24 protein-coding genes are annotated in these 22692 nt (G+C 58.8%); 16 read left to right on the forward strand and 8 right to left on the reverse strand.

Going from position 1 to position 22692, the window contains the following annotated elements; all coding sequences use genetic code 11:
• The 12 genes from Q4Q11_RS13275 to Q4Q11_RS13330 all read left to right on the forward strand — a co-directional run bounded on the left by Q4Q11_RS13275 (position 1) and on the right by Q4Q11_RS13330 (position 11596).
• Positions 1 to 2952 (forward strand): TAT-variant-translocated molybdopterin oxidoreductase, encoded by a 2952-nt coding sequence (locus Q4Q11_RS13275; RefSeq protein ID WP_498569748.1) that lies wholly within the window; start codon positions 1 to 3, stop codon positions 2950 to 2952.
• Positions 2949 to 4286, forward strand: a complete 1338-nt coding sequence (nrfD, locus tag Q4Q11_RS13280; RefSeq protein ID WP_498569749.1) for an NrfD/PsrC family molybdoenzyme membrane anchor subunit — start codon at positions 2949 to 2951, stop codon at positions 4284 to 4286. Before Q4Q11_RS13275 ends, nrfD begins: the two co-directional genes overlap by 4 nt.
• The gene (locus Q4Q11_RS13285) at positions 4279 to 4839 is read left to right on the forward strand and encodes a DUF3341 domain-containing protein (RefSeq protein WP_498569750.1); all 561 of its coding nucleotides are present in this window, start codon (positions 4279 to 4281) and stop codon (positions 4837 to 4839) included. The genes nrfD and Q4Q11_RS13285 overlap by 8 nt, the downstream gene beginning before the upstream one ends.
• On the forward strand, positions 4836 to 5369 hold the full coding sequence (locus tag Q4Q11_RS13290) for a c-type cytochrome (protein WP_498569751.1): 534 nt from the start codon (positions 4836 to 4838) through the stop codon (positions 5367 to 5369). Before Q4Q11_RS13285 ends, Q4Q11_RS13290 begins: the two co-directional genes overlap by 4 nt.
• Complete coding sequence (locus Q4Q11_RS13295) at positions 5366 to 6421, forward strand: hypothetical protein (RefSeq protein ID WP_498569752.1); 1056 nt, start codon at positions 5366 to 5368, stop codon at positions 6419 to 6421. Before Q4Q11_RS13290 ends, Q4Q11_RS13295 begins: the two co-directional genes overlap by 4 nt.
• Positions 6418 to 6819, forward strand: coding sequence for a hypothetical protein (locus Q4Q11_RS13300; RefSeq protein ID WP_498569753.1), 402 nt, complete (start codon positions 6418 to 6420; stop codon positions 6817 to 6819). Before Q4Q11_RS13295 ends, Q4Q11_RS13300 begins: the two co-directional genes overlap by 4 nt.
• Complete coding sequence (locus Q4Q11_RS13305; protein WP_498569754.1) at positions 6816 to 7622, forward strand: SCO family protein; 807 nt, start codon at positions 6816 to 6818, stop codon at positions 7620 to 7622. Before Q4Q11_RS13300 ends, Q4Q11_RS13305 begins: the two co-directional genes overlap by 4 nt.
• On the forward strand, positions 7619 to 8560 hold the full coding sequence (gene coxB / locus Q4Q11_RS13310; protein WP_498569755.1) for a cytochrome c oxidase subunit II: 942 nt from the start codon (positions 7619 to 7621) through the stop codon (positions 8558 to 8560). Before Q4Q11_RS13305 ends, coxB begins: the two co-directional genes overlap by 4 nt.
• Positions 8557 to 10227, forward strand: a complete 1671-nt coding sequence (locus Q4Q11_RS13315; protein ID WP_498569756.1) for a cytochrome c oxidase subunit I — start codon at positions 8557 to 8559, stop codon at positions 10225 to 10227. Before coxB ends, Q4Q11_RS13315 begins: the two co-directional genes overlap by 4 nt.
• Positions 10220 to 10855: a cytochrome c oxidase subunit 3 gene (locus Q4Q11_RS13320; RefSeq protein ID WP_112509508.1), complete on the forward strand. Its 636-nt coding sequence runs from the start codon at positions 10220 to 10222 to the stop codon at positions 10853 to 10855. Before Q4Q11_RS13315 ends, Q4Q11_RS13320 begins: the two co-directional genes overlap by 8 nt.
• 7 nt (positions 10856 to 10862) lie before the next feature.
• Positions 10863 to 11138 (forward strand): cytochrome C oxidase subunit IV family protein, encoded by a 276-nt coding sequence (locus Q4Q11_RS13325; RefSeq protein WP_112509506.1) that lies wholly within the window; start codon positions 10863 to 10865, stop codon positions 11136 to 11138.
• Between the two features lie 302 nt (positions 11139 to 11440).
• Positions 11441 to 11596, forward strand: coding sequence for a hypothetical protein (locus tag Q4Q11_RS13330; RefSeq protein WP_162701492.1), 156 nt, complete (start codon positions 11441 to 11443; stop codon positions 11594 to 11596).
• A 162-nt stretch (positions 11597 to 11758) separates the two neighbouring features.
• On the opposite strand, the gene Q4Q11_RS13335 is transcribed toward Q4Q11_RS13330, so the two are convergent.
• The gene (locus Q4Q11_RS13335) at positions 11759 to 13729 is read right to left on the reverse strand and encodes an ABC transporter ATP-binding protein/permease (RefSeq protein ID WP_498569757.1); all 1971 of its coding nucleotides are present in this window, start codon (positions 13727 to 13729) and stop codon (positions 11759 to 11761) included.
• 207 nt (positions 13730 to 13936) lie between these two features.
• Here Q4Q11_RS13335 and Q4Q11_RS13340 point away from each other — a divergent pair, with 207 nt between their 5' ends.
• Positions 13937 to 14197: a hypothetical protein gene (locus Q4Q11_RS13340; protein WP_112509610.1), complete on the forward strand. Its 261-nt coding sequence runs from the start codon at positions 13937 to 13939 to the stop codon at positions 14195 to 14197.
• Positions 14198 to 14449: 252 nt separating this feature from the next.
• Here Q4Q11_RS13340 and Q4Q11_RS13345 read toward each other — a convergent pair whose 3' ends face one another.
• From Q4Q11_RS13345 to budC, 3 genes are all read right to left on the reverse strand, one after another.
• Complete coding sequence (locus tag Q4Q11_RS13345) at positions 14450 to 16543, reverse strand: catalase (RefSeq protein ID WP_498569758.1); 2094 nt, start codon at positions 16541 to 16543, stop codon at positions 14450 to 14452.
• 88 nt (positions 16544 to 16631) lie between these two features.
• On the reverse strand, positions 16632 to 17069 hold the full coding sequence (locus Q4Q11_RS13350; RefSeq protein WP_498569759.1) for a PPC domain-containing DNA-binding protein: 438 nt from the start codon (positions 17067 to 17069) through the stop codon (positions 16632 to 16634).
• A gap of 16 nt (positions 17070 to 17085) precedes the next feature.
• Entirely contained in the window at positions 17086 to 17850 is a 765-nt protein-coding gene (gene budC / locus Q4Q11_RS13355; protein WP_498569760.1) for a meso-2,3-butanediol dehydrogenase, read from the reverse strand.
• 174 nt (positions 17851 to 18024) lie between these two features.
• Here budC and Q4Q11_RS13360 point away from each other — a divergent pair, with 174 nt between their 5' ends.
• From Q4Q11_RS13360 to Q4Q11_RS13370, 3 genes are all read left to right on the forward strand, one after another.
• Entirely contained in the window at positions 18025 to 18879 is an 855-nt protein-coding gene (locus Q4Q11_RS13360; protein WP_498569761.1) for an SDR family oxidoreductase, read from the forward strand.
• Between the two features lie 337 nt (positions 18880 to 19216).
• A complete protein-coding gene (locus tag Q4Q11_RS13365) occupies positions 19217 to 19666 on the forward strand; it encodes a DUF2231 domain-containing protein (protein WP_113336917.1) in 450 nt (149 codons plus the stop codon).
• A gap of 65 nt (positions 19667 to 19731) precedes the next feature.
• Complete coding sequence (locus Q4Q11_RS13370; protein WP_498569766.1) at positions 19732 to 21009, forward strand: PQQ-dependent sugar dehydrogenase; 1278 nt, start codon at positions 19732 to 19734, stop codon at positions 21007 to 21009.
• A 228-nt stretch (positions 21010 to 21237) separates the two neighbouring features.
• Here the strand turns inward: Q4Q11_RS13370 and rpsU are convergent, their stop codons facing one another.
• From rpsU to Q4Q11_RS13390, 4 genes are all read right to left on the reverse strand, one after another.
• The gene (rpsU, locus tag Q4Q11_RS13375; protein ID WP_498569762.1) at positions 21238 to 21441 is read right to left on the reverse strand and encodes a 30S ribosomal protein S21; all 204 of its coding nucleotides are present in this window, start codon (positions 21439 to 21441) and stop codon (positions 21238 to 21240) included.
• 40 nt (positions 21442 to 21481) lie between these two features.
• On the reverse strand, positions 21482 to 21637 hold the full coding sequence (locus Q4Q11_RS13380; protein WP_498569763.1) for a hypothetical protein: 156 nt from the start codon (positions 21635 to 21637) through the stop codon (positions 21482 to 21484).
• A 243-nt stretch (positions 21638 to 21880) separates the two neighbouring features.
• Positions 21881 to 22378, reverse strand: a complete 498-nt coding sequence (locus tag Q4Q11_RS13385) for a BON domain-containing protein (protein ID WP_498569764.1) — start codon at positions 22376 to 22378, stop codon at positions 21881 to 21883.
• Positions 22379 to 22460: 82 nt separating this feature from the next.
• Positions 22461 to 22692: hypothetical protein (locus Q4Q11_RS13390; protein WP_498569767.1), on the reverse strand; the 232-nt coding region annotated here is incomplete at its 5' end.

A 22692-nucleotide genomic window follows, 5' to 3' on the forward strand; every position in this document is an offset into this window, starting at 1 on the left:
ATGACCGAGCGCGGGGATGAGAAAGACGCGGTCCGCAGGCATCTCGCCGGCAAGACGGGAAAGCGTTTCTGGCGGGCGCTGGAGAAGCTTGCCGATACGGAGGAGTTTTCTCGCTTCTCGAGGCGAGAATTCCCCATGTTGCACGGCAATGCCGTCGCCATCGATCGCCGCTCCCTTTTGAAGATCATGGCAGCATCGCTCGCGCTTGCGGGTCTTTCGGCCTGCAAGGGCGAAGCGGACGAGGAGGCGCTGCCTTACGTTCAGGCGCCCGACGGCGTCACCGTCGGCGTTGCCAAATGGTTTGCGACTGCCGTGACCTTTGGCGGCTACGCGCAGCCCATCCTCGGCAAGACCTTCACCGGCAGACCGGTCAAGCTTGAAGGCAATCCCGATCACCCCGTATCCGGCGGCGCCACCGATGCGTTCACGCAAGCTGCGCTGCTCGGCCTCTATGATCCCGGCCGCTCGCAAATGCCGCTTCATCTGGGCAAACCCGCAAATTGGGACGCATTCGATACCGAAATGGCGGCGAAAGCTGATGAACTGGACAAGACTGAAGGGGAAGGATTCCGGCTGTTGACCGCCCCCTTCAGCTCGCCGACAATGCGTCGGCAGATCGAAATGATGATGCAGCGGTGGCCGAAGGCGCGGTGGCACGTTTGCGATCCATTGCCCGAGACGGGCAGACTGACTGCCACGCAGCGCATTTTCGGTCGCCCGCTGGAGTTTCAGCCGGCATTCGCCGCTGCCGAGACCATCGTCAGCCTCGATGACGATTTTCTCGGCCCCGGTCCTCGCCAGACGCCATATGCCCGTGGCTTTGCCGATCGCCGGCGGCTGCGTCAACAAAAGCAAGGAACGAGCCGCCTGTTCGTAGCCGAACCGACACCTTCGGCGACCGGCGCGGTCGCCGACATGCGCCTCGTTGCCCGGCATTCGGCGGTCGATCGGCTGTTGCGCGCGGTTGGCGCCCAGATCGGCCTCTTGGGCCTGAGAGATGTCAGCCTCGGCGATCATGAGCGTCAATGGGTGGCTGGCGCCTCATCCGCCCTTCTTGCGTCGAAGGCCAATGCTCTGCTGCTGATCGGTGCGCATCATGGAGACGATCTTCAGGCTCTGGCATTGCTGATCAATGAGAGGTTAGGCAGCCTTGGAAGCACGCTTCGCTTCTCGGAGCCGGTCAATGTCCAGGCGTCGGACGGCCCTCGATCGCTCGATGTGCTCACGGCGGACATGAACGCCGGCAAGGTCTCCACCTTGGCGGTCATCGGCACCGATCCCGCCTATCTTGCGCCAGGCGACCTCGCATTTCGCGATGCGTTGCAGAAAGTGAAGCTCCGCATTCATGCCGGCCTGTACGTCGATGAAACGGCCTCGCTTTCGCATTGGCACGTGCCGCTTCAGCATGATCTCGAAAGCTGGAGTGATGCGCGAGCCGTCGATGGCAGCGCAACATTGATCCAGCCATTGGTTCGGCCCTTCTATGCGGTGCGTTCGGCGCATGTCGTGCTCGAAACGCTCATGGGCCGCACGTCGAGCGACAGGGATCTGGTGCGGCAGACCTGGCGGGCGGCGTGGGGCGGAGAATTCGACGCGCGCTGGCGCGACGCACTCAATCGCGGCTTCGTTTCGGACAGCGCTGAACCGTTGGTCAATTTTGCCGTGCGGGACCGTTCGGTTCCGCCGATGGCGCCGGCTGCCAATTCCGAGCTATCCCTGGTCATTCGCCCGGATGCCGGTGTCTGGGACGGCACGTTTTCGGAAAACGCCTGGGCGCAGGAGACGCCGCGGCCCCTGACCAAGATCACATGGGGCAATGTGATCCTCATCAGTCCGCAGCTTGCATCAAAACGGCAGCTTGAAAACGGTGCTGAGGTCAGGTTGACCGCAGGCAACGCTTCCATTGTAGGGCCGGTCTGGATCATGCCGGGTCAGGAAGCCAATACGATCGCCATTACGCTCGGCTATGGACGCAAGCTGAAGGATTCGATCGCCGCAGGTCTTGGCTATGACGCCTATGGCCTGCAACGGTCGACGGAACCCTGGCATTTCGCCGGCATCACCATCGAGCCGACGGGTAAAATGTTGCAGGTGGCAACGACGCAATTGCACCAGGCGATCGACGGTTTCGATTTCATCCGGACGGTCGAGGTCGGCAAGCTCGATCCGCGATCCCCGCCGGCTTCCAAGCAGAAGCCGCCATCGCTCTATCCCGACAGGCCGGTGTCGGATCCCTCCTGGGGCATGTCGATCGATCTCGATCTTTGCATCGGCTGCAATGCCTGCGTCACGGCCTGTCAGGCTGAAAACAATATTCCGGTCGTCGGCAAGGAACTCGTCGCCGAAGGGCGGCAGATGCATTGGCTGCGCATCGATCATTACCATGAAGGCGATGTGGCGTCGCCGAAGTCCTATTTCCAGCCGGTTCCCTGCATGCATTGCGAGCAGGCGCCTTGCGAAATGGGTTGCCCGGTCAATGCAGCCGTCCATAGCATCGATGGCCTGAACCTGCAGGTCTATAATCGCTGCATCGGCACGCGCACCTGCTCGTCCTATTGTCCCTACAAGGTTCGCCGTTTCAACTGGTTCGATTTTACCAGCGGCGATGCCGAGCAGGTCAAGACCATGCGCAATCCGGACGTGACGGTACGCAGCCGCGGCGTCATGGAAAAATGCACCTACTGCGTCCAGCGTATCGCCGAAGCACGGATCGTGGCCGACAAGGACGGCCGGCCGATCCGCGATGGCGAGATCGTCACCGCCTGCCAGCAGGCCTGTCCGACACAGGCGATTACTTTCGGCAATGTTGCAGACCCCAATTCCGAAGTCAGTGGCCGCAAGGCCGGTTCCCGCGACTATAGCCTGCTTGAGGAAGCGAACACCCGGCCGCGAACAACCTACCTTGCCCGGATCGAAGACCCGTCTCTTGGGAAGGTGGAGGCAGCGGGATGAGCGGTGAAATTCGCAATCGGGATGCTGCGGCGACGGAGCGGGTTACGCGGATCCCGTTGAAATATCCGGCCCCTGGCGCATGGTGGATATGCTTTTCATTTTCCCTGCTGCTGCTTTTGTCCTTTGTGATTTCGGCGACGGTGCTCCTGGTTTCCGGCGTCGGCGTCTGGGGCAACAATATCCCCGTCAATTGGGGGCTGGCGATTGCCAACTACATCTGGTTTCTCGGTATCGGCCATGCCGGGACGCTGATCTCGGCAATGCTGCTTCTATTGGGTGCCCACTGGCGCAATTCGCTCAACCGCTTTGCCGAGGCGATGACGCTGTTTGCGGTGGTTTGCGCCGGGCTCTATCCGATCCTGCATCTGGGCCGGCCATGGTTCTTCTACTGGATCGCGCCCTATCCCAACACGATGACGATCTCGCCGCAGTTCAAGAGCCCGTTGAGCTGGGATTTTTTCGCCGTGCTCACCTATCTGACCGTTTCCGTACTGTTCTGGTACATCGGCATCATTCCCGATCTGGCGGCAGTGCGCGACCGGGCGAGACGGCGATGGCAGCAGGTGATTTACGGGCTTGCAGCGCTCGGCTGGCGAGGTTCGGCAAGACATTGGGCGCGATGGAACCAGGCTTACCGCCTGACGGCGGCGATTGCCGTTCCGCTGGTCGTCTCGGTTCATTCGGAAATCTCGCTTCTCTTTGCCGCCGGGCCGATACCGGGCTGGACCTCTACGGTTTTCCCGCCCTATTTCGTGCTGGGCGCCGCCTTTTCCGGGTTCGCGGTCGTTGCCATGATCGCGGTTGTGCTGCGCCACGCCCTCGGCCTCGGCATGCTGGTCACAGAGCGCCATCTCGACCTTCTCGGACGCTTCCTGCTCGCAACCGGCCTGATGACAGGCTACGGCTATGTGGCGGAGGTGTTCGACAGCCTTTATGGCGGCGATCTGCAGGATATCGGGACATTGATGGATCGGCTGGCCGGCGCCTATGCCTTCAGTTACTGGGGCGCCGTCATTCTGAATTTCGTGCCGCTACAGCTATTGTGGTTCAAGAGTGTGAGATGCCAACCGCTTGTGCTCTTTCTGATCGGCCTGTCTGCGACGATCGGCATGTGGTTCGAGCGCTACATGCTGCTGACGACGTCGCTTTATCGCGACTATCTGGTTTCTTCCTGGGGGCAATATCATCCGAGCATATGGGAATGGGGTCTTTACGCCGGGATGCTCGGCGTCTTTCTGGCGCCATTCCTTCTCTTCGTGCGCTTCCTGCCTGTCATCTCGGCGTTCGAAGTGGAGGAGGCTTTGCGCGAGACGGGGGATTTGAGCCATGCGTGAGCCGCACCCCGGAAGCGACCTGTTTGGCCTGCTCGCGGAGTTCGACAGGCCCGAGCGGCTGGTCGAGGCGGTGAAGCGCGCGCGCAAGGCGGGCTTTACCGTCATGGAGGCATACTCGCCCTATCCGGTCGAAGAACTGACGGAGGCACTGGGCTTCAAGGAGAACATCGTTCCATGGCTGACTTTGGCAGGCGGCATCTTCGGTGCGGCCTTGGCCTACGGTCTCCAGCTCTATACCAACTACGCCTATCCGATCGAAATCGGCGGCCGGCCGCTTTATGCCTGGCAATCCTTCATGCTCATCACCTTCGAACTTATGGTTCTTTTTGCCGTTCTCTCCGCCATTTTCGGCATGCTGCTTCTGAACCGCCTGCCGCGGCTCCATCACCCGCTTTTCGACATAGAGGCGTTTCAGCTTGCGCGGTCCGACAAGTTCTTTCTCGTCATTATGAGCAACGACGAGCGCTTCCATCCGAAGCGCACCCGCACCTTTCTCGACAAGCTCAATCCCGTGCGCGTGGACGCCGTCGAGCATACGGAGCAACCGGAATGAGATACGGTCCCCTCATTCTTACGCTGAGCCTGCTTCTTGCCGGCTGCGACGACATGAACCACCAGCCGCGTTATGATTCCTACGAAAAGAGCCGGCTCTTTGCCGATGGCAAAGCGTTGCAGGCGCCGCCGGATGGAACGATTGGGCGCGATGATCTCCAGAATGCGCAGGCGCTTGCCGATCGTCCGCCGGTGAATATCGAGCTCCTCCAGCGCGGACAGCAGGAATTCGGCATCTATTGCACGCCCTGTCACGACACCGCCGGCTACGGCAACGGCACGGTGCCGGCGCGCGGCTTTCCCCATCCGCCGAGCTTTCACATCGACCGCCTGCGGCAGGCGCCATCCCGTTATTTCGTCGAGGTGATCTCCAAGGGCCACGGTGTGATGTATTCCTATGCGGATCGCGTTTCTCCGCGGGATCGCTGGGCGATCGCAGCCTATATCCGCGCGCTGCAGCTAAGCCAGGATGCTGATGCCGCAGGTCTCCCACCGGAAGATCAGGCGCAGCTGAGGAGGGCGGGATCGTGAGCCGCATCGAGGCCCTTCCGACCCGTCTGCTGGCGCTGAGCGGCGGCATCTTCTGCATGGCGGCTCTCGCCTTGGTTCTGGTCGCGCCAGCATCCGCCTTGCTCGGCTGGCTTGCTGCACTCGCCTTCATAAGCGCCCTGCCGCTCGGTGCACTCGGCCTGGTCATGATGATGCGCATCATTCCGGGGATCTGGCGCCACGATCTCGATCACGCGGCGAGATCGGCGCTGTCTCTTTTGCCGCTTGTGCTGATTGCCTGGCTGCCGATCCTGTTCGGTCTATCCTCCGTCTATGAATGGGTGCGGCAGCCTCCATCCGAAACCTTCAAGGCGATCTACCTGACGCCGCTGTTCTTCGATCTCAGAACCCTGTTCATTCTCGCCGCCGCTTACCTGCTTGCGCAGGCGCTACTGCGCAGCCGATCCATGGGCATCGCAATTGGCGGTCTCATCGGCTTCGTCCTCCTTCAGGAAATTCTGGCAACCGATTGGCTGATGTCGCTCGACCCGCACTTTCACTCCTCCGGTTTCGCGCTCTATGTGCTTGCGGGCCAGATGCTCACGGCGCTCGCGCTGCTGGTGCTTCTCAGCCTTTGGAAAGGGGGCGTGGCGAAGCCGGGCGTGCTCGGTGCACTCGTGATCACCGCCATCCTCTTCTGGGCCTATCTGGCATTCATGCAATATTTCATCATCTGGTCGGGCAATCTGGTTCCAGGCGCCCTCTGGTTTCAGCGCCGCGGCACAGGCATTTGGGCTTCAGTCGAAGTCTCGATTGCCTTCCTGCATCTGACGCCGCTTTTTCTTCTGTTCTTTCCGCCGATCCGCCAATCCGGGCGATGGTTGGTCGGTCTCGCGCTGATGGTCCTTGCAGGAAGATTGGTGGAATATGCCTGGCTTATCTTACCGCAGCTGACATCGTATCGAGGCTGCGCGATCATGGCCTATGGTCTGTCGCTTGTCGGGCTCGCCCAGGTCGCGCTTGCCATTCTTTCTCGTGCGAACAAGGTCGTGCGCCGATTGGCGGCAACTCCGACTATGGAGGGTTCGCCGTGACCGCCTCGCTCCACGGGAAGCCGCGGCGAAAGGAGGCTTCGCCGCAATTCGAACCAAGGGACGTCTCGCCCCGGCTGGTGCTTTGGGTGACATTTGGCCTCTTTCTCGGCATGGGTCTTTCGGTTCTCATTGTCTTTGGCATTCTGCAGTGGATTATGCTGGGCGCCGCGCCGCCGCTGACGGCGTTCGGCTCGAACCAAGCGGAGATAGGCCCTCGCCTCGAGGTGTCTCCGTCAGCCAATCGGGAGGTGCTTCAGCGGCAGGCGGAACAGCGTCTTCTGGGTTATGGCTGGATCGACCGCGAGGCTGGGAGGGCGCATATTCCGATCGACAGGGCCATGGCCATTCTGGCGGCACGCGGCTGGCCTGATCGCGACGAGCGGAAGGAAGCGCGATGAGGACCGCTGGATTCATGCTGGCTTTTGTCTTGTTTTTCTGCGCCGGCGACGCGCATGCGGCAGCCTTCGATCCATTTGCGGCGACCGGGATCGATCAAAAGCCGAATGCTCTTGTTCCCCTCGATCAGCCTTTTCGCGACGAAGCCGGTCATGTCGTCACCCTTCGACAGCTTGGAGGCGGTAAACCGATCCTGTTGGCGCCGGTTCTGCACAATTGCCCCAATATCTGCGGTGTCACCCTGTCGGGCCTGATGGAGGCTGTGCAGCGTCAATCATTTCGACCCGGCGCCGACTTTACAATCGTTGCCTTCGGCATCGATGCGCGTGAAGGCCTGAAAGAAGCTTCGGCCTCGATCGAGCAACTGAAAAGCCGCTTTCCCTCCCTCGCAGGCAGCGGCATGCATGCATTGACGGGCGAAGCGGCCGCCATTCATGGGGTGACGGATGCGCTCGGCTATCGTTACGCCTGGGATCCCGACATCGGCCAATATGCCCATGATGCTGCGGTCGCCGTCCTAACGCCGGACGGGCGTTTGAGCCGCTGGCTTTATGGTCTTGCGCCGTCAAGCGAGGACCTGAAACTGGCGCTCACCGAGGCCGGCGAGGGCCGGCTCGGCAGCTGGCGCGACCAGCTTCTGCTGCTGTGCTATCACTATGATCCGCTCACCGGGCGATACTCGTCGCTCGTTCTGGCGGCGCTTCGCTTTGTATCCGGCTTGGTCGCGATCATCGGCATCGGCCTGCTTGTCGTCATGTTCGCTCGCTCGCGTCGGCCGAGAGACACCGGGGGAGGGGCGCCATGACCTTCATTCCGCTCTGGCCGTCCGGTGCGTCGGCCTACAGTCATCAGATCGACCTGCTCGTCATCGCCTTCACCGTGCTGATCGTGGCGCTCTCGGCGCCTGTCTTCGTCCTGCTCCTCGTCTTCATCGTCAAATATCGACGCGGCAAGAAGGCCGATCGCAGACATGCATCGAACCGTAACATTCCCCTGGAGCTCTCCTGGACCATCATCCCGTTTGTTGCCTTGCTCGGCTTCTATGTCTGGTCGACCGACCTCTTCGCCAGGCTTTACCATCCGCCTGCCGACGCCATGCAGATCGACGTCGTCGCCAAGCAATGGATGTGGAAATTCCAGCATCCCGAAGGGCAGGCCGAAATCAACGAACTGCATGTCCCCGCCGGCCAACCCGTCAAGCTTACCATGGCCTCGCAGGACGTCATTCACAGCCTCTTCATCCCGGCGCTGCGCATCAAGCAGGATGTCGTGCCGGGACGGTATACGTCGAGCTGGTTCGTGGCCGACAGGCCAGGCACCTATCGTATCGCCTGCTCGCAATATTGCGGCAGCAATCATTCCGAGATGACAGGCAGCTTCGTCGTCATGAACCCCGCCGACTACGCCAAATGGCTGTCCCTGTCCTCGAATGACATCAGCCTTGCCGCGGAAGGTGCCGCTCTCTTTCGCAGCCGCGGCTGCAGCGGCTGCCACGACCCGGGAGCTTCCGTCCGCGCGCCTTCCCTGGTCGGCATCTACGGCAATCCTGTGCCGCTTCAATCCGGCGAGATCGTCACCGCCGACGATCAATATATCCGCGACAGCATCTTGCTGCCGCAATCGCAAGTCGTTGCCGGCTATCAGCCGATCATGCCGACTTTTCAGAACGTTTTGAGCGAGGAGGACGTCATGAAGCTCGTCGCCTATGTCAAATCGCTGAAGCAGGCGGGGGTGACACAATGACCGATGCAGCCGATCCGAAGCTCGAGCAAGCGAATATCCGCAGAGGCGGCTCAACGGAAACCGTCGCGCAACGCCTCAGCTACCTGCGAGCCGGCCATAGTCTCAAGTCCTGGCTGCTGACGACGGATCACAAGCGCATCGGCGTTCTCTATACTCTGTCCATTACTTTTTTCTTCTTCGTCGGTGCGGCCGCGGCCGCGCTGATCAGGCTCGATCTGCTGACGCCGGCGGGTGACCTCCTCACCAATGATGGCTACAATCGCGCCTTCACGGTCCATGGTGTGGTGATGGTATGGTTCTTTCTCATTCCATCCATCCCGAACACTTTCGGGAATTTCCTGATCCCGTTGATGATCGGCGCCAAGGACCTTGCCTTTCCCAAGCTGAACCTGCTGAGCTGGTATATCTACATGCTCGCCGGGCTGTTTACGGTGTTCGTTCTGATCGCAGGCGGCGTCGATACGGGATGGACATTTTACACGCCACTTTCGACGATGTATGCCAACGGCAACGTGATCCTGGCCGCAAGCGCGGTGTTCATCGTCGGCTTTTCGTCGATCCTCACGGGGTTGAACTTCATCGTCACGGTCCACACCCTGCGTTGCCCCGGCATGACCTGGGGCAGGCTGCCGCTTTTCGTCTGGTCGATCTATGCGACATCGCTGATCCTGGTGCTGGCCACGCCAGTGCTGGCGATCACGCTTGTCCTCATCTCGCTGGAACGGCTGTTCGGGCTCGGCATATTCAACCCGGCGATCGGTGGCGATCCGCTGCTGTTTCAGCATCTCTTCTGGTTTTACAGCCATCCGGCCGTCTACATCATGGTCTTGCCCGCCCTCGGCGTGGTCAGCGAACTTGTCGCCGCCGGTGCCCACAAGCCGATCTTCGGCTATCAGTTCGTAGCCGGATCCTCGATCGCAATCGCGGCGCTCGGATTCTTCGTCTGGGGCCACCATATGTTCGTCTCGGGGCAATCGCTCTATGCGAGCGCGGCATTTTCCTTCCTCAGCATCGCGGTGGCGATTCCTTCCGGCGTGAAGGTGTACAACTGGACGGCAACCCTTTTCAAAGGTCAGATCTCGCTCGATCCGCCGTTTCTCTTCGCCATGACCTTCATTGGCCTTTTCGTCTTCGGCGGATTGACGGGCCTGATGCTCGCCATGCTGGCAATCGACGTTCATGTGCACGACACCTATTTCGTGATCGCGCATTTCCACTACATCATGGTCGGCGGAACGATCTCGGCCTTCTTCGGCGCGCTGCATTATTGGTGGCCGAAGATCATCGGGCGCATGTATTCGCTGGCCTTGGGGCGAGTCACAGCGATCTTCTTCTTCATCGGCTTCAACCTGACGTTCTTCCCGCAATTTCTGCTTGGCTATCTCGGAATGCCGCGGCGCTATCATGTCTATCCGCCGGAGTTTCAGGTGCTGAATGTCATTTCAACCGGCGGCGCTGCCGTTCTTGGGATCGCCTACGTCATGCCATTGATATATCTCGTCTATTCGATGCGCTACGGCAAGCCGGCACCCGAAAATCCCTGGGATGCGACCGGGCTTGAATGGACGACGCCGTCGCCGCCGCCCAAGCATAATTTCGAGACGCTGCCGGTCGTCGATCGGCCGCCTTACGACTATGAAATCGAGATGAGGGACGAGCATGTCTGAGGCAGGGCCTGTCACCGATCCGTTCACCGATCCCCGTCAGCAGCATCGGGCCGCGATGATGGGGATGTATGTCTTTCTCGGCAGCGAAATCATGCTGTTCGGCGGCTTGTTCTGCGTTGCCGCGGCCATGCGGTTGGCCCATGCCGCCGAGGTCGTCCACGCCTCCCGTGCTCTGCATTTCGGCATTGGTGGGCTCAATACGGCCATCCTGCTGACCTCGAGCCTGTTTGTCGCTCTGGGCGTGGAAAGTGCACGAAAGGGCCGAACCAAAATCACGCGCGGCTGGCTCGTTGGAGCCGCCGCCCTTGGCTTGGCTTTCCTCGCGACGAAAGCCTATGAGTACCAGATGGAATTCGCTGAAGGGCTGCTCCCGATAGAGGGCGTGCATTCTCGTTATACGGACGGCATTCAGCATCTCTTCATGAACCTCTATCTCATCGCGACCAGCCTGCATGCGGTGCATCTGTCCATAGGCATCGTGCTTTTGCTCACGCTGTCGTTTCGCTTGGCATGCAGCTCGATCGAGCTGCCGGAGCGGGCGATCGTTCTCGTCACCGCGGGCCTCTATTGGCATCTGGTGGATGTGATCTGGGTCTTCCTCTATCCTGTGTTCTATCTTGCGAGGTGAACGTCATATGCTACGCCTCGCAAATCCTCTCGTCGTCATCTGGGCAATCTTGCTGGTTCTGCTAAGTGCCACCATCGCGGCCAGCTTTGTACTGAGCGGACCGTTGGGCCTCATCGTCAGCCTCTCGATCGCGGCGGTCAAGTCTGCAATGATCTGCTGGCGCTATATGCATTTGAATGAGGAGACGGCTCTTAATCGCATTGCCGCAGTTGCCGCAGCCTTCTGGCTGCTGATCCTGCTCGGATTTCTTGGTGTCGATTACTGGACCCGTGCACTTGTCTAGAACGTTTCCGCTTTTCTTCGAATCGCAAAAGCGCTCTATGCTCTTGTTTCCTTGCGCATTCCGGACGGAAACCGATGCGCACTTTTCCTGGCAATGCTCTATGCGTTCAGAACCCGGCCGGCGACGAAAGGACAAAGCGATGTTGGCTGGCGGATCACTCGCGATCATGGCACTCGATGGAATATGAGGAGCGCCTTGGAAGACCTCCTCGGAACATTATCGACCGGATGCGGTTTTGTCTCTTTGTCAGCTATCGATGCCGAGCAGACAAACGCGGAGTGCGTAGCTCGCAAGGAGACGAAATGGACCGCCACTCACATGCACGCCGCCGCATGATGATTTTCGTGATGACGATTTTCGTTCTTGCCTGCCTCGTCGCAGTCTATTTCGCCTTCGCACTTCATCCCGGCAAGCCGGCTCCGCCCAATGCAGGTACGGTGTCATCTCAGGTTCACTAACGCCAAACGCGATCATTGGGTGGGCGCGTTTGGCGCCCCTCATTGGGGCCGGCCAACGCAAATTGGCTAGGCCATCCGAAAGGATGCTTGTTGCTCACCGTGCGGCCGGACTGACAATCCGGCAAACTTCAGTCAACCCTGAAGGCGCGTTCTTTCCAGAGGTCAGCTTGCCTTTCGGTGCGGCCTTCGGTCCTCCAAGAGGCGCAAAAGCAAGTTCCGTTTTCTCCCGTACTGGATAAGGTCAATGTCGCTGACAAGCGTTGCCCCGCCCTCGCGTCGCTCCAAGGTGATCTTGCGGCTATGAAAGGCCTCCAGCTCAGCTCTATGGCCGACGCTGATAATGGTGACCTTCGGCAGTTCGCGAATCACCATTTCCATCATCTTGTCCTGGCTCTTTTCATCGAGCGCCGATGTTGCCTCGTCAAGGACGATGATATCGGGATCGTGTAGCAGAAGACGTGCGAATGCGAGCCTCTGCTTTTCGCCGCCCGACAGCGTCTGGTCCCATGGCGCGTCTTCCTCAATTCTGTCGTTCAGATAGTCGAGGCCGACCTTCTCGAGGGCTGCTTTGATCTCATCCAGAGTCCAGTCTTCGGCAGCGCGGGGATAGGCGACGGCGCGGCGAAGTGTGCCCGATGGGATATAGGGTCGCTGTGGCAACATGAACAATCGGCTATCGGGATGAAAATTCACGCTGCCATGGCCCCAGGGCCAAAGACCCGAAATTGCCCGCACCAGCGTGCTTTTGCCTGTGCCGGATTCCCCAGCGACCAATACTCGTTCGCCGGGATCGATCTCCACCTCCGTTTCCTTGACCACCGAGGTGCCGTCATCGAGCGTTACGGAGAGATCATTTAGGCACAACATAGCCTCATCCTCGGTTTCACCGTGCTTGATACGTCCGAGGGAATCGCTCTTTTCGGCACGCTCCAATCCGTCGAGCGACGTCATGAGTGAGGCGACGCGGTGCGCGGAGGCGTTCCAGTCGGCAAGACGCGGATAATTATCCACCAACCATCCGAATGCATTCTGGACGATGGCGAAGGCAGAGGCAGCCTGCATCACCTGGCCAAGCGTCATGCTGCCTTCGAGAAATTTCGGTGCGCAAAGCAGGACCGGCACGACGGGTGCGATCAGCATTGATCCGTGCGACACGAGCGTCGTGCGCATGTATTGGTGCGCAAGCCGTGCCCACTGCTTCAGCACATTGCCAAAGGTCCTTTCGAGATCGTTGCGCTCCTCCTCTTCGCCGCCGAGCAAGGCAATGCTTTCGCCGTTTTCGCGCACATGCGTCAGCGTATAGCGAAATTCGGCTTCTACCTGGTTCTTGACCTCGGAAATCTCGACGAAATGACGTCCAATGATCGCCATCGAGGTGGAGGTGACGACCGCATAAAGAACCGCGGTAACGACGAGAAAGCCGGGAATTGTGAAGACCGAGCCTGCGATCTGGAACGACAGCGCGCCGCCGATCGTCCACAGCACCACGATGAAGGTCGATGCCGACACAAACGCCGCAATGACGCCGGCAAGGAAATCTACGGGGGATTCGGTCGCGATCCGCAAATCCTCGGAGAGACGGGCCTCAGGGTTCTTGTGGCCTTCGCCGCCGATCAGATTCAACTGGTAGTAGCGGCCGTTGGCGAGCCAGCGCGCGATGAGCGCGGTCGTCAGCCAGGAACGCCATCGTCTCTGGATCATCATGCGAATGTAGACTTGTGATGTCACAAGGGCGACGCTTGCGAGCACGAGCGGCGGAAACACCAAGCTCAGGAAATAGACGTTATGGGCATTGCGTTGCTCGATGGCGTCAAAAATAGCGCGGTTCCAGATATTTATCCCATACTGGACGCAGACATTCAGGCCAATCAGCGCAAGCAGTCCGATCGTGCACGGCCACGCAAAACCGTCTCCGCGGCCGCTCCAATAACCGCGCGCGCTGATCCAGAAACGTGTAAGTAGGTAACCCTTGCGTGCCTTTTCGGCCTCCTCAGGCGTTAGATTCGGATCGAGTTCAATGATCTTTGGAGGAAGCCCGGCGTCGACAATCGGGAGCTTCTCTTGGTGCGACCCCTCAGGTCCAGGCGACTTGGCGCGGTCGACCGATTTCGGATTGGATTTAGCGTCGGTCATAAGCACGACAACGACCTATAATTCAAAAAGTTTCACGATGTGAACCTTGCCTATGGAAGACCGTCGTTGAGAGGGTGAAGCAATCGGATCGCGCGCGTTTGCCTCGTATCGGCCGCGAGCTATCGCGCTGATTGACGATACGTTGATCCGATGACCTCAGGGAACCGTCCATCGCAAATGACGTTTTACTGTCAGGAGGAATTCATTATGTGTCCGCAGAAGCCGATCATCGCCTCAGTCTTCGCACCCGCGCTTGGACTACCCAATCCCATACAATACTACCCTGAACACTCACCTCGTCTTCCAGCCTCAGAGAGCGAAAAGGAAGCGTATGAACAGGGTGTGAAGGCTGGAAAATGCGAAGCTGAGAACAGAAAGAACCCCTATCCTGACAACAGCGAACAAGCCAAGGCCTATGAGCATGGCTACCTTGATGGTCAAAAAATCGGGTTCGAGACTATATCGTGACCACCGATGATCGCAGGCGCTGGTGAGCTTCGGCATTTCTAGCGACGAGCCAAAGGATTCGCCTTCCCGTTACCGGCTTCACTACCCTTGATCCTTGGATGATGGTGGGAAAGATAAAAGGTGCACGGCAGGTAGTTGTTTCGGGGTTTCGGATATTGGCCCGCCGAAATCAGATCGGCGGGCGACGCGATGATCGGTGGACACCGCTGGTCACCAATGGAGGCAGTTGGCGACGGCAAAAGAGATTGCCTATCAGGCGAGCATGCGGATAGTGGGCTCGCGGTCCCAATAGCGCTTGGGCGCAGCACCCAGGAAGGAGCCGAGATCGACGACACCGGCATCGGGTCGGATGCCTGCCTTGTCGAGCAGCACCTTGGCTGCCGCGTCATGGCCGATCGCCTTCAGGTGCCCAAATGCGTCCATCACCCATTGTACCGCTGTTCCGTCGTTAAGCAGCGAGGTTGCGCCCTCCTTCGAGAGGATGACGGCAACCGCATCGAAAAGCTGTGACGGCGAACCAAGGAGCTGTCCGTCGGCCCTAATCGTATTGCCGTCAGAAAGCTTCGTTTCCCCGACTTTCGGGGCCACGATGAAGGGTCTTGCCCTGGCGCCGTTCACGGCGCCGACGAGATCGGAGATCGCCTTGGCATCGCTTCCACCTGCGATCAGGATGCCGATCTGCCGTCCTTCCAGCGTCTCCTTCATGTTTTTCTGAATGGAAAGGGCGGCGGAAGCGTCGAGATCGATCGGTTCGCGTGCCGGCGAATTCTTGGCTGGCCCGACAAGCCCCAGCCCGGCGGCGACCCGATCGGCAAGTCCGGCATCGACATTGACGAGGTTTCCGACCATGCGCGGCGGCACATGCTGCAATTGTACTTTCGACAATTCGAAGACGAAGGCGGATGCGATATGAGCCTGTTCCGACGGCGTTTGGGATTTCCAGAAGAGACGCGCCTGGCTGTAGTGATCGGCGAAGAGTTCGCCGCGCCTGCGCAGCTTGTCGCCCTGTTCGCCGTCGCCAGCCTGATGCTCATAGGTGTTAAAACCTGTCGCCGGGCATTCGCGCGCGCCGCCGGTTTCGCTGTTCTCGCCGAGGCTGTTCGGCTCGTAATTGGCGCGGCCCTTCGGCACCTGCATTTGCATTTGCCCGTCGCGCTGGAAATTCATGACGGGGCATTTGGGCGCGTTGATCGGCAATTGATGGAAGTTTGCGGTTCCCAGGCGGGATTTCTGAGTATCGAGGTAGCTGAAAAGCCGCCCCTGCAGCAGCGGGTCGTTGGTGAAATCGACGCCTGGCACGATGTTGGCCGGGCAGAATGCCACCTGTTCGGTCTCGGCAAAGAAATTGTCCGGATTGCGATCAAGGACGAGGCGCCCGACCATCCTCAGCGGCAGAACTTCTTCGGGAATGATCTTGGTGGGATCCAGAATATCGTAGGGCAGGCTTTCGGCGAAAGCATCGTCGAAAAGCTGGAGGCCCAATTCCCATTCCGGGAAATGCCCGGCGGCGATCGCCTCGAAAAGATCACGGCGATGGTAGTCGTTGTCAGCCGCCTGCAGCTTCAGCGCCTCATCCCAGACCAGCGATTGAATGCCGAGTTTCGGCCTCCAGTGAAACTTTACAAATGTCGATTTGCCCGTATCGCTGACGAAGCGAAAGGTGTGAACGCCAAAACCCTGCATCATGCGAAAAGATCGGGGAATGGCGCGATCCGACATCGCCCACATCAACATATGTGTGGATTCCGGCATCAGCGATGCCCAGTCCCAGAAGGTGTCATGAGCCGTGGCCGCTTGCGGATAGGCTCGGTCCGCCTCCATTTTGACGGCATGCACAAGATCGGGGAATTTCATCGCATCCTGGATGAAGAAGACGGGGATGTTATTGCCGACCAGGTCCCAATTGCCCTGCTTCGTATAGAACTTCACCGCGAAGCCGCGCACGTCGCGCGGCGTATCCACCGAGCCTGCACCGCCGGCGACCGTCGAAAAGCGGACGAAGACCGGCGTCTTTTCACCCTTGCGCTGAAAGAGATCGGCGCCGGTTACATCGGACAGCGATTCATAGAGCTCGAAGAAGCCGTGCGCGGCCGAACCTCGCGCGTGCACGATCCGTTCGGGAATGCGCTCGTGGTCGAAATGGAAAATCTTTTCACGCAGGACGAAATCTTCAAGCAGCGTCGGGCCGCGTAGGCCGGACTTTAGGCTGTTCTGATTGTCCGACACCCGGATGCCCTGATTGGTGGTCAGATGGTCCGCGCCGTCATGAGGACCGTTTTCGGGAATGTGCTGGTGTGTCTCACCGCCGCTACCGCGCGAAGTTTCGAAGCGCCTTTCCGTTGCCATGATATCCTCCTTCTGCCGCCGGAACAGCTGATCGAACCTCTCTCGGCCCGTAATGTTCCTGCTGTCTGGAGGTTGAAGACCGGCAAACTCAAAGCTCGATCAATGCGATCCCGAGATCGCTTTGATATCGACGATGCAGCTCTACCGGCGTTTCGACGATGGTTGCTTCCAAGGTCGGATGCACGATACCTTCCAGGAAGTGACCGCCGCGCGTGGAGCCGTCCTCGAGGCCTAAGACAGCATGAAGATGGAGGCTTGCCTTGCCGTCGTCACCTGTCGCAATGTCACCGATCAGGCTCAGCACCTCACATTGTTCGGCAATAGGGATCTTGCGGTAGGTGCGCTTGCTAAAATCGAACCAGCCGACGGTCGCTCGTTCGAATGCGCCGATTGCGGTGATCGAGGCGGCATTGAGACGCTGGTCCGTGGCGAAGCGGGCCAGCGTGGAGAACGCCTCTTCATTCGCATCGAGCACGACGACGTAGGTCTCGAGGCCGTTCCGCAGGTCAACTTTCTTGAAGTTCATCGCGCTCGTCTCCCGTTCAATCCTGTGCCGGCTGGCCGTTGGAGGCGGACACGCCGCCATCGACGGCAATGTTGGCGCCGGTGACGAAGCTTGCGTCGTCACTTGCCAGAAAGGCGATGACAGCCGCAACCTCTTCCGGCTCGCAGACCCGGCCGAGCGGGATACGTTCCTTGAACTTGGCAACGAGGGCTTCGTCCTTGAGCATATCCTGTGTCATACCGGTCCGCGTGAGGCTAGGACATACGGCGTTGACGCGAATTCCCTTTCGGCCGAGATCGAGCGCCAGGGCACGGGCCAGGTTGACGATGCCACCCTTAGCGGCGTTGTATGGACTCATGCCCCAATCGCCGCCGGTGCCGGAGACAGAAGCGGTGTTGATGATCGACCCCCGGGTCTTTTCAAGATGTGGGATGGCCGCGCGACAACCGAAGAATACGGCGTCCAGGTCGTTGGCGATGACGGCATGCCATCGTTCGTCTGAGATGTCGGTGGGCTCGCCACCCTCGTGAATGCCCGCATTGTTGACGATCACATCAAGGCGACCGAACCGCTCCACCACTGCCGAAACCATCGCGGCGACCGCCGAAGATGCCGATACATCCACCACCTGCTTGAGGCTGCGCTCGGCTGGCAGATCTGCAACGACTTTTTCCAGCGCTTCGGTACGGCGATCGACGAGGGCGACACTAGCGCCTTCCTTGGAAAACCGTCGCGCCGTCGCCTCGCCCATTCCTGATGCCGCGCCCGTCACGATGACGACCTTTTCCTCGAAGCGCTGCATCGGACTGTCCTTTCAAAATCAGTGAAACGGGATTTCTCGAAACTCGGCTTTCGACAGGAACCGTTACCGGACATGAATGTTCCGGGACGGATCCCGCAGAGAGCGTGTCATTGATGGAACCGAAAGCGCGGCAGAGGGTTTGGATGGGACTGCAACCATTGCCGGAAGAAAGTCATGACATATCCGAGACCGCCATTTTCGCCGCAGCAACAGCCCATGCCGGGCTATACCGCTGCCATGCATCCTGCACCCGATCATGGAGAGAGGACCTATCGCGGATCGGGAAAGCTTGACGGCAAAAGGGCTGTCATCACCGGTGGCGACAGCGGCATTGGCCGCGCGGTCGCGATCGCCTTTGCCCGCGAGGGCGCCGATGTTCTGATCGCCTATCTAAATGAAAATGACGATGCTTATGAAACCAAGAAATGGGTTGAGGAGGCCGGCCGCAAGGCAGTACTGATGGCCGGCGATATTCAGGATCCCAAACATTGTCGAGAGATTATCGACAAGGCTGTCGCCGAACTCGGAGGGATCGATATTCTTGTTAACAATGCTGCGCATCAAGAGAGCTTTCAGGATATCGGCGATATCACTGACGAGGAGTGGGAATTGACCTTCAGGGTCAATATCCATGCCATGTTCTATCTGACCAAGGCGGCAGTGCCGCACATGAAGCCGGGTAGCGCCATCATCAATACAGCGTCCATCAACTCCGATACTCCAAACCCGACTTTGCTCGCCTATGCCACCACCAAAGGGGCCATTCAGAATTTTACCGCCGGGCTGGCGCAATTGCTCGCGGAAAAGGACATTCGCGCCAACGCCGTCGCGCCTGGACCTATCTGGACTCCATTGATCCCTTCCACGATGACGTCAGAGGCGGTCGAGAATTTTGCAAAGCAGGTGCCGATGAAGAGACCGGGTCAGCCGGCTGAACTGGCGACGGCCTATGTCATGCTCGCCGATCCACTCTCCAGCTATGTTTCCGGCACAACTATCGCCGTTACCGGAGGCAAGCCTCTCCTTTGATTTCGGCGCGAGGGATTTGTACGAAATGAACTTGGCAGCATTCCTCAGATCGTCCGTGAAAGGCCTATTCCAGCAAAAGGATCGCCATCTTGGCCGCCATCCCAAGCGGAAAGGCGGCAAGTAGGGGCGAATTGCCCCTCGTGTCGATAGCTGAGCGGAGATCCTAGTGCCTCGATTCACCTCAGGCCAGCTTGAACCGGCTGCCCACGGAATTCCTCCTCGGGAGCTTGGTTCAGGATTCACCCCAGCCCTTCCGGTCGCAAACCTTCGCCCGGAACAAAACATATCGTTGAATGTTTGGCAGATGCTCTCTCGCCAGGAATTTGGAGATGCCGACATGGTCGATCAGGATCTTCGGACTACGTATCCTCTTCCACACCGCCCCGTTCACTCGCTCTTCATTCCGATCCCAATGGTTTGTTTCCTCGGCACATTGGCAACAGATCTGGCCTATTGGGGAACGGCTGAAATGATGTGGGCGAATGCCTCAGCATGGCTGCTTACAGTTGGCTTACTGTTCGGTTTGCTTGCTGTAATTGCCTTGATTGTCGATGCTCTTGGCCGGCGTCTTTCTTCGATGCGAGGCCCTGTTTGGCTATATATGATCTGTAACGCTCTTATCCTCGTCCTGTCATTCTTCAACGCTCTGGTGCACAGCCGCGATGCGTGGACTTCCGTCGTTCCGACCGGCCTTATTCTTTCATCCGTGGTGGTTGTGCTCGTCCTCTTTAGCAGCTGGATAAGGCGGTCGCGGATTTACCGCAGAGGTTCGGGAGCCGAAAGATGAACCTTAGGATAGATAAACCGACTGTGTCATTCTCCTTTGCTGCGCTTATCTGCGGCACGATTTTCATGCTTTCTGGCTGCGATCAGAACGAACAGAATCCGAAGGATCAGGTCGGGCCAAATCCGACACTGCCGGCTCAGACACAATATCTCCTTCCGCCAATGCATGTCGCCAAGGTGGTCGGCTGGCAAAACGGTGAAAAGCCGCAGGTAGCGGAGAGGTTGCAGGTCAAGGCGCTCGCGACCGGATTGAAGCATCCGCGTTCGGTTTATGTGCTGCCGAACGGCGATGTTCTCGCCGTGGAATCCGTAGCGCGGCCTGCCGCGTCTATCAAACGTCCCAAGGATCTGATCATGGGCTGGATCGAGTCGATGGCGACATCTGCCGGCAACAACGAAGGAAGCAATCGCATAACCCTTTTGCGCGATGCCGATGGGGACGGGGTTGCCGAAACGAAGAGCGTTTTTCTTGATCATCTCGACTCCCCTTTCGGTGTCGCTCTTGTCGGTAGCGACCTTTATGTCGCAGAGACGGACAAGATCATGCGTTACCCGTACAAGACGGGAGAGACGAGCATCCCCGACCCGGGAACGAAACTTGTCGATTTGCCGGGCGGTCCCATCGATCACCATTGGACCAAGAGCCTTGTGGCGAGCCCCGATGGGGCGCTGCTTTATGTTGGTGTCGGATCGAACAGCAATATCACCGAAAACGGCATACAGGCGGAAATGGACCGCGCCTCCATCTGGGAGGTCGATAGAGCAACCGGCCGCCATCGGATCTTCGCAGACGGCTTGAGAAATCCGAATGGTCTGTCCTGGGAGCCGCAGACGCACGCTCTCTGGGCCGTTGTCAACGAGCGGGATGAACTGGGTCCCAATCTCGTGCCGGACTATATGACCTCGGTGAAGGAGGGGGGCTTTTACGGCTGGCCGTACAGCTATTTTGGCAAGAATATCGATCCGAGGGTCATGCCGCAAAGGCCAGATCTGGTTGCGAAGGCGATCGTTCCGGACTACGCACTGAGCTCGCATGTCGCGCCCCTGGGTATGGCCTTCTATACCGGTACCAGTTTGCCGGCGGCCTATCGCGGCGGAGCCTTCGTCGGCGAGCACGGGAGCTGGAATCGCTACCAGTTCAACGGCTACAAGGTCGTCTTCGTGCCGTTCGCCGACGGTCGGCCAAAAGGCCTTCCCCAAGACGTCGTGACCGGCTTTTTGAATGGCGACAACGAGGCCAGGGGGCGGCCGGTAGGGCTGGCGGTCGACAAAGCCGGTGCTTTGTTAATTGCCGATGACGTCGGCAACACGGTCTGGCGCGTTACCGCGGCAGCAACGCCATAATCCGATCATCAACGTCGTCGGAAAGGGCATGCCCGGCTCGCGGTCCGTCGCCGTTGAAGATCGTTGCCGAGCGGCAATCTCCGGCCGAGTGCGGCTTGATGTGAAGAAGGATCAAGTTGTACTGAGGCCGAGCTAGTCTCGGTCGCCGTCGCGAAGATCGCTGCGACAAGTACCAGCTTCCCTGCATCTCAGTAATTTCGGTTTGAGACGCGGGGTCCGACCGACTTCTCAGCGGCCCTCGCGCTGCATCCTTTTGCGCATGGCTTTGCGATGTCTACTGACGGCCTGCGCCTTTTCCCGAATACGTCGCTTCGAGGGCTTTTCGTAGGCGCGCCGTTCTCTCATTTCCCGGAACAGGCCTTCGCGTTGCAGTTTTCTTTTCAGCACCTTGAGTGCCTGCTCTACATTATTGTCTCTTACCAGAACCTGCATCTTATTCTCCTTGCTGTTGCCAATGATAAGCGGGAGGCCGTCACCCGAGTTGCTCGGCGATCAGCTTTTGAAGCTCGCTGCGGCTGAGCAAACAGGGGTAGGGTTTCCAGCTCTTGTCGTCCGTCCTCTTGTCAGTTTCACGGCGCTCATGCGATTTCATTGCCGCGAGCGCGGCGATTGCGTTTGATTTGTTCAATAGAATCTCCTCAGCTGGCCATTGAGCCAGCCCGAATGTCGATGGATAGTGGAAGCGCCCGTCACATTATCGGACAGGGCAAAGCACGTACCGCCTAAAAGACCAGGCAATTGGAGCCTAGTCGGCTATTGCAGTGCAATGAACAGACGGAGTCATCGTTCTCGTAACGCTAAATGGGTATCGCGTCGCGATGTTACAAGCAGGACCATTTTTACGCGCCTCCAGGATATGCGAGGCCGCATGTCACACATCCGGCGGAATATGGGAATCGACACTGATCGTTTTCAGATTGTTGTGAACCTTGACGACACCGGGCGCCGACAGCCCGAGAGCTTCCGCATGTTCGGCAATGGCCTGCGTTTCGACGCTGCCTTCCAATGTTACTATGCCGTTGTCTGCATGAACCTCAATGCTGTCTGCATCGATGTCCTTGCTCTCAATGAACCGTTCGGTAATCGTCGCTTCCAATTCATCGTCATCGATGCGACCGGGTGGAAGTGGCCCAGTCGTGTAGGCCGTGTCTTCCTCAAGCCCGTCCGCACCTGCGGTATCTCCAATCACGCCCGAATTGGGTTCCTCGTCAAAATTTGCCGGGGTGGTGCCATATTCTCGATTTTCCGGATTGGGCGAACTCAAACCGCTCTCATCCGAATACGGCCAGCCATCGCGATTGTCGCGATCCTGATAGTCGCGATAATCTTCTTCTCGTGGCAGGATTTTGGACTTGCGAGGCTGCGTCATAGCCAATCTCCTTTGCTTCAACTCAATAAACCGGCAGGCTCGGATTTTGTTTCACGGATGCATATCCGGCTTCGTCGATCTGCTAGTGGTGCTTGAAGTATTGCACTTCGCGCTCATGCTTTTCGGCGGCCTCGCGGGTTTTGAATGTCCCGAGATTTCTGCGCTTGTGTGTCTTCGGATCGAGCTTGCCAGAGTAGAGACGATACTCGCCGGATTTCAGTTTGCGGATCATGACGGCTCCAATGAAAGAACACAAGGGGTAGAACACCTTCAACCGGTGGCCTTTCCCTGGGTTCGGATGTGGTTTGACCGGC

This window comes from Rhizobium sp. UFLA01-1127, assembly GCF_059803845.1.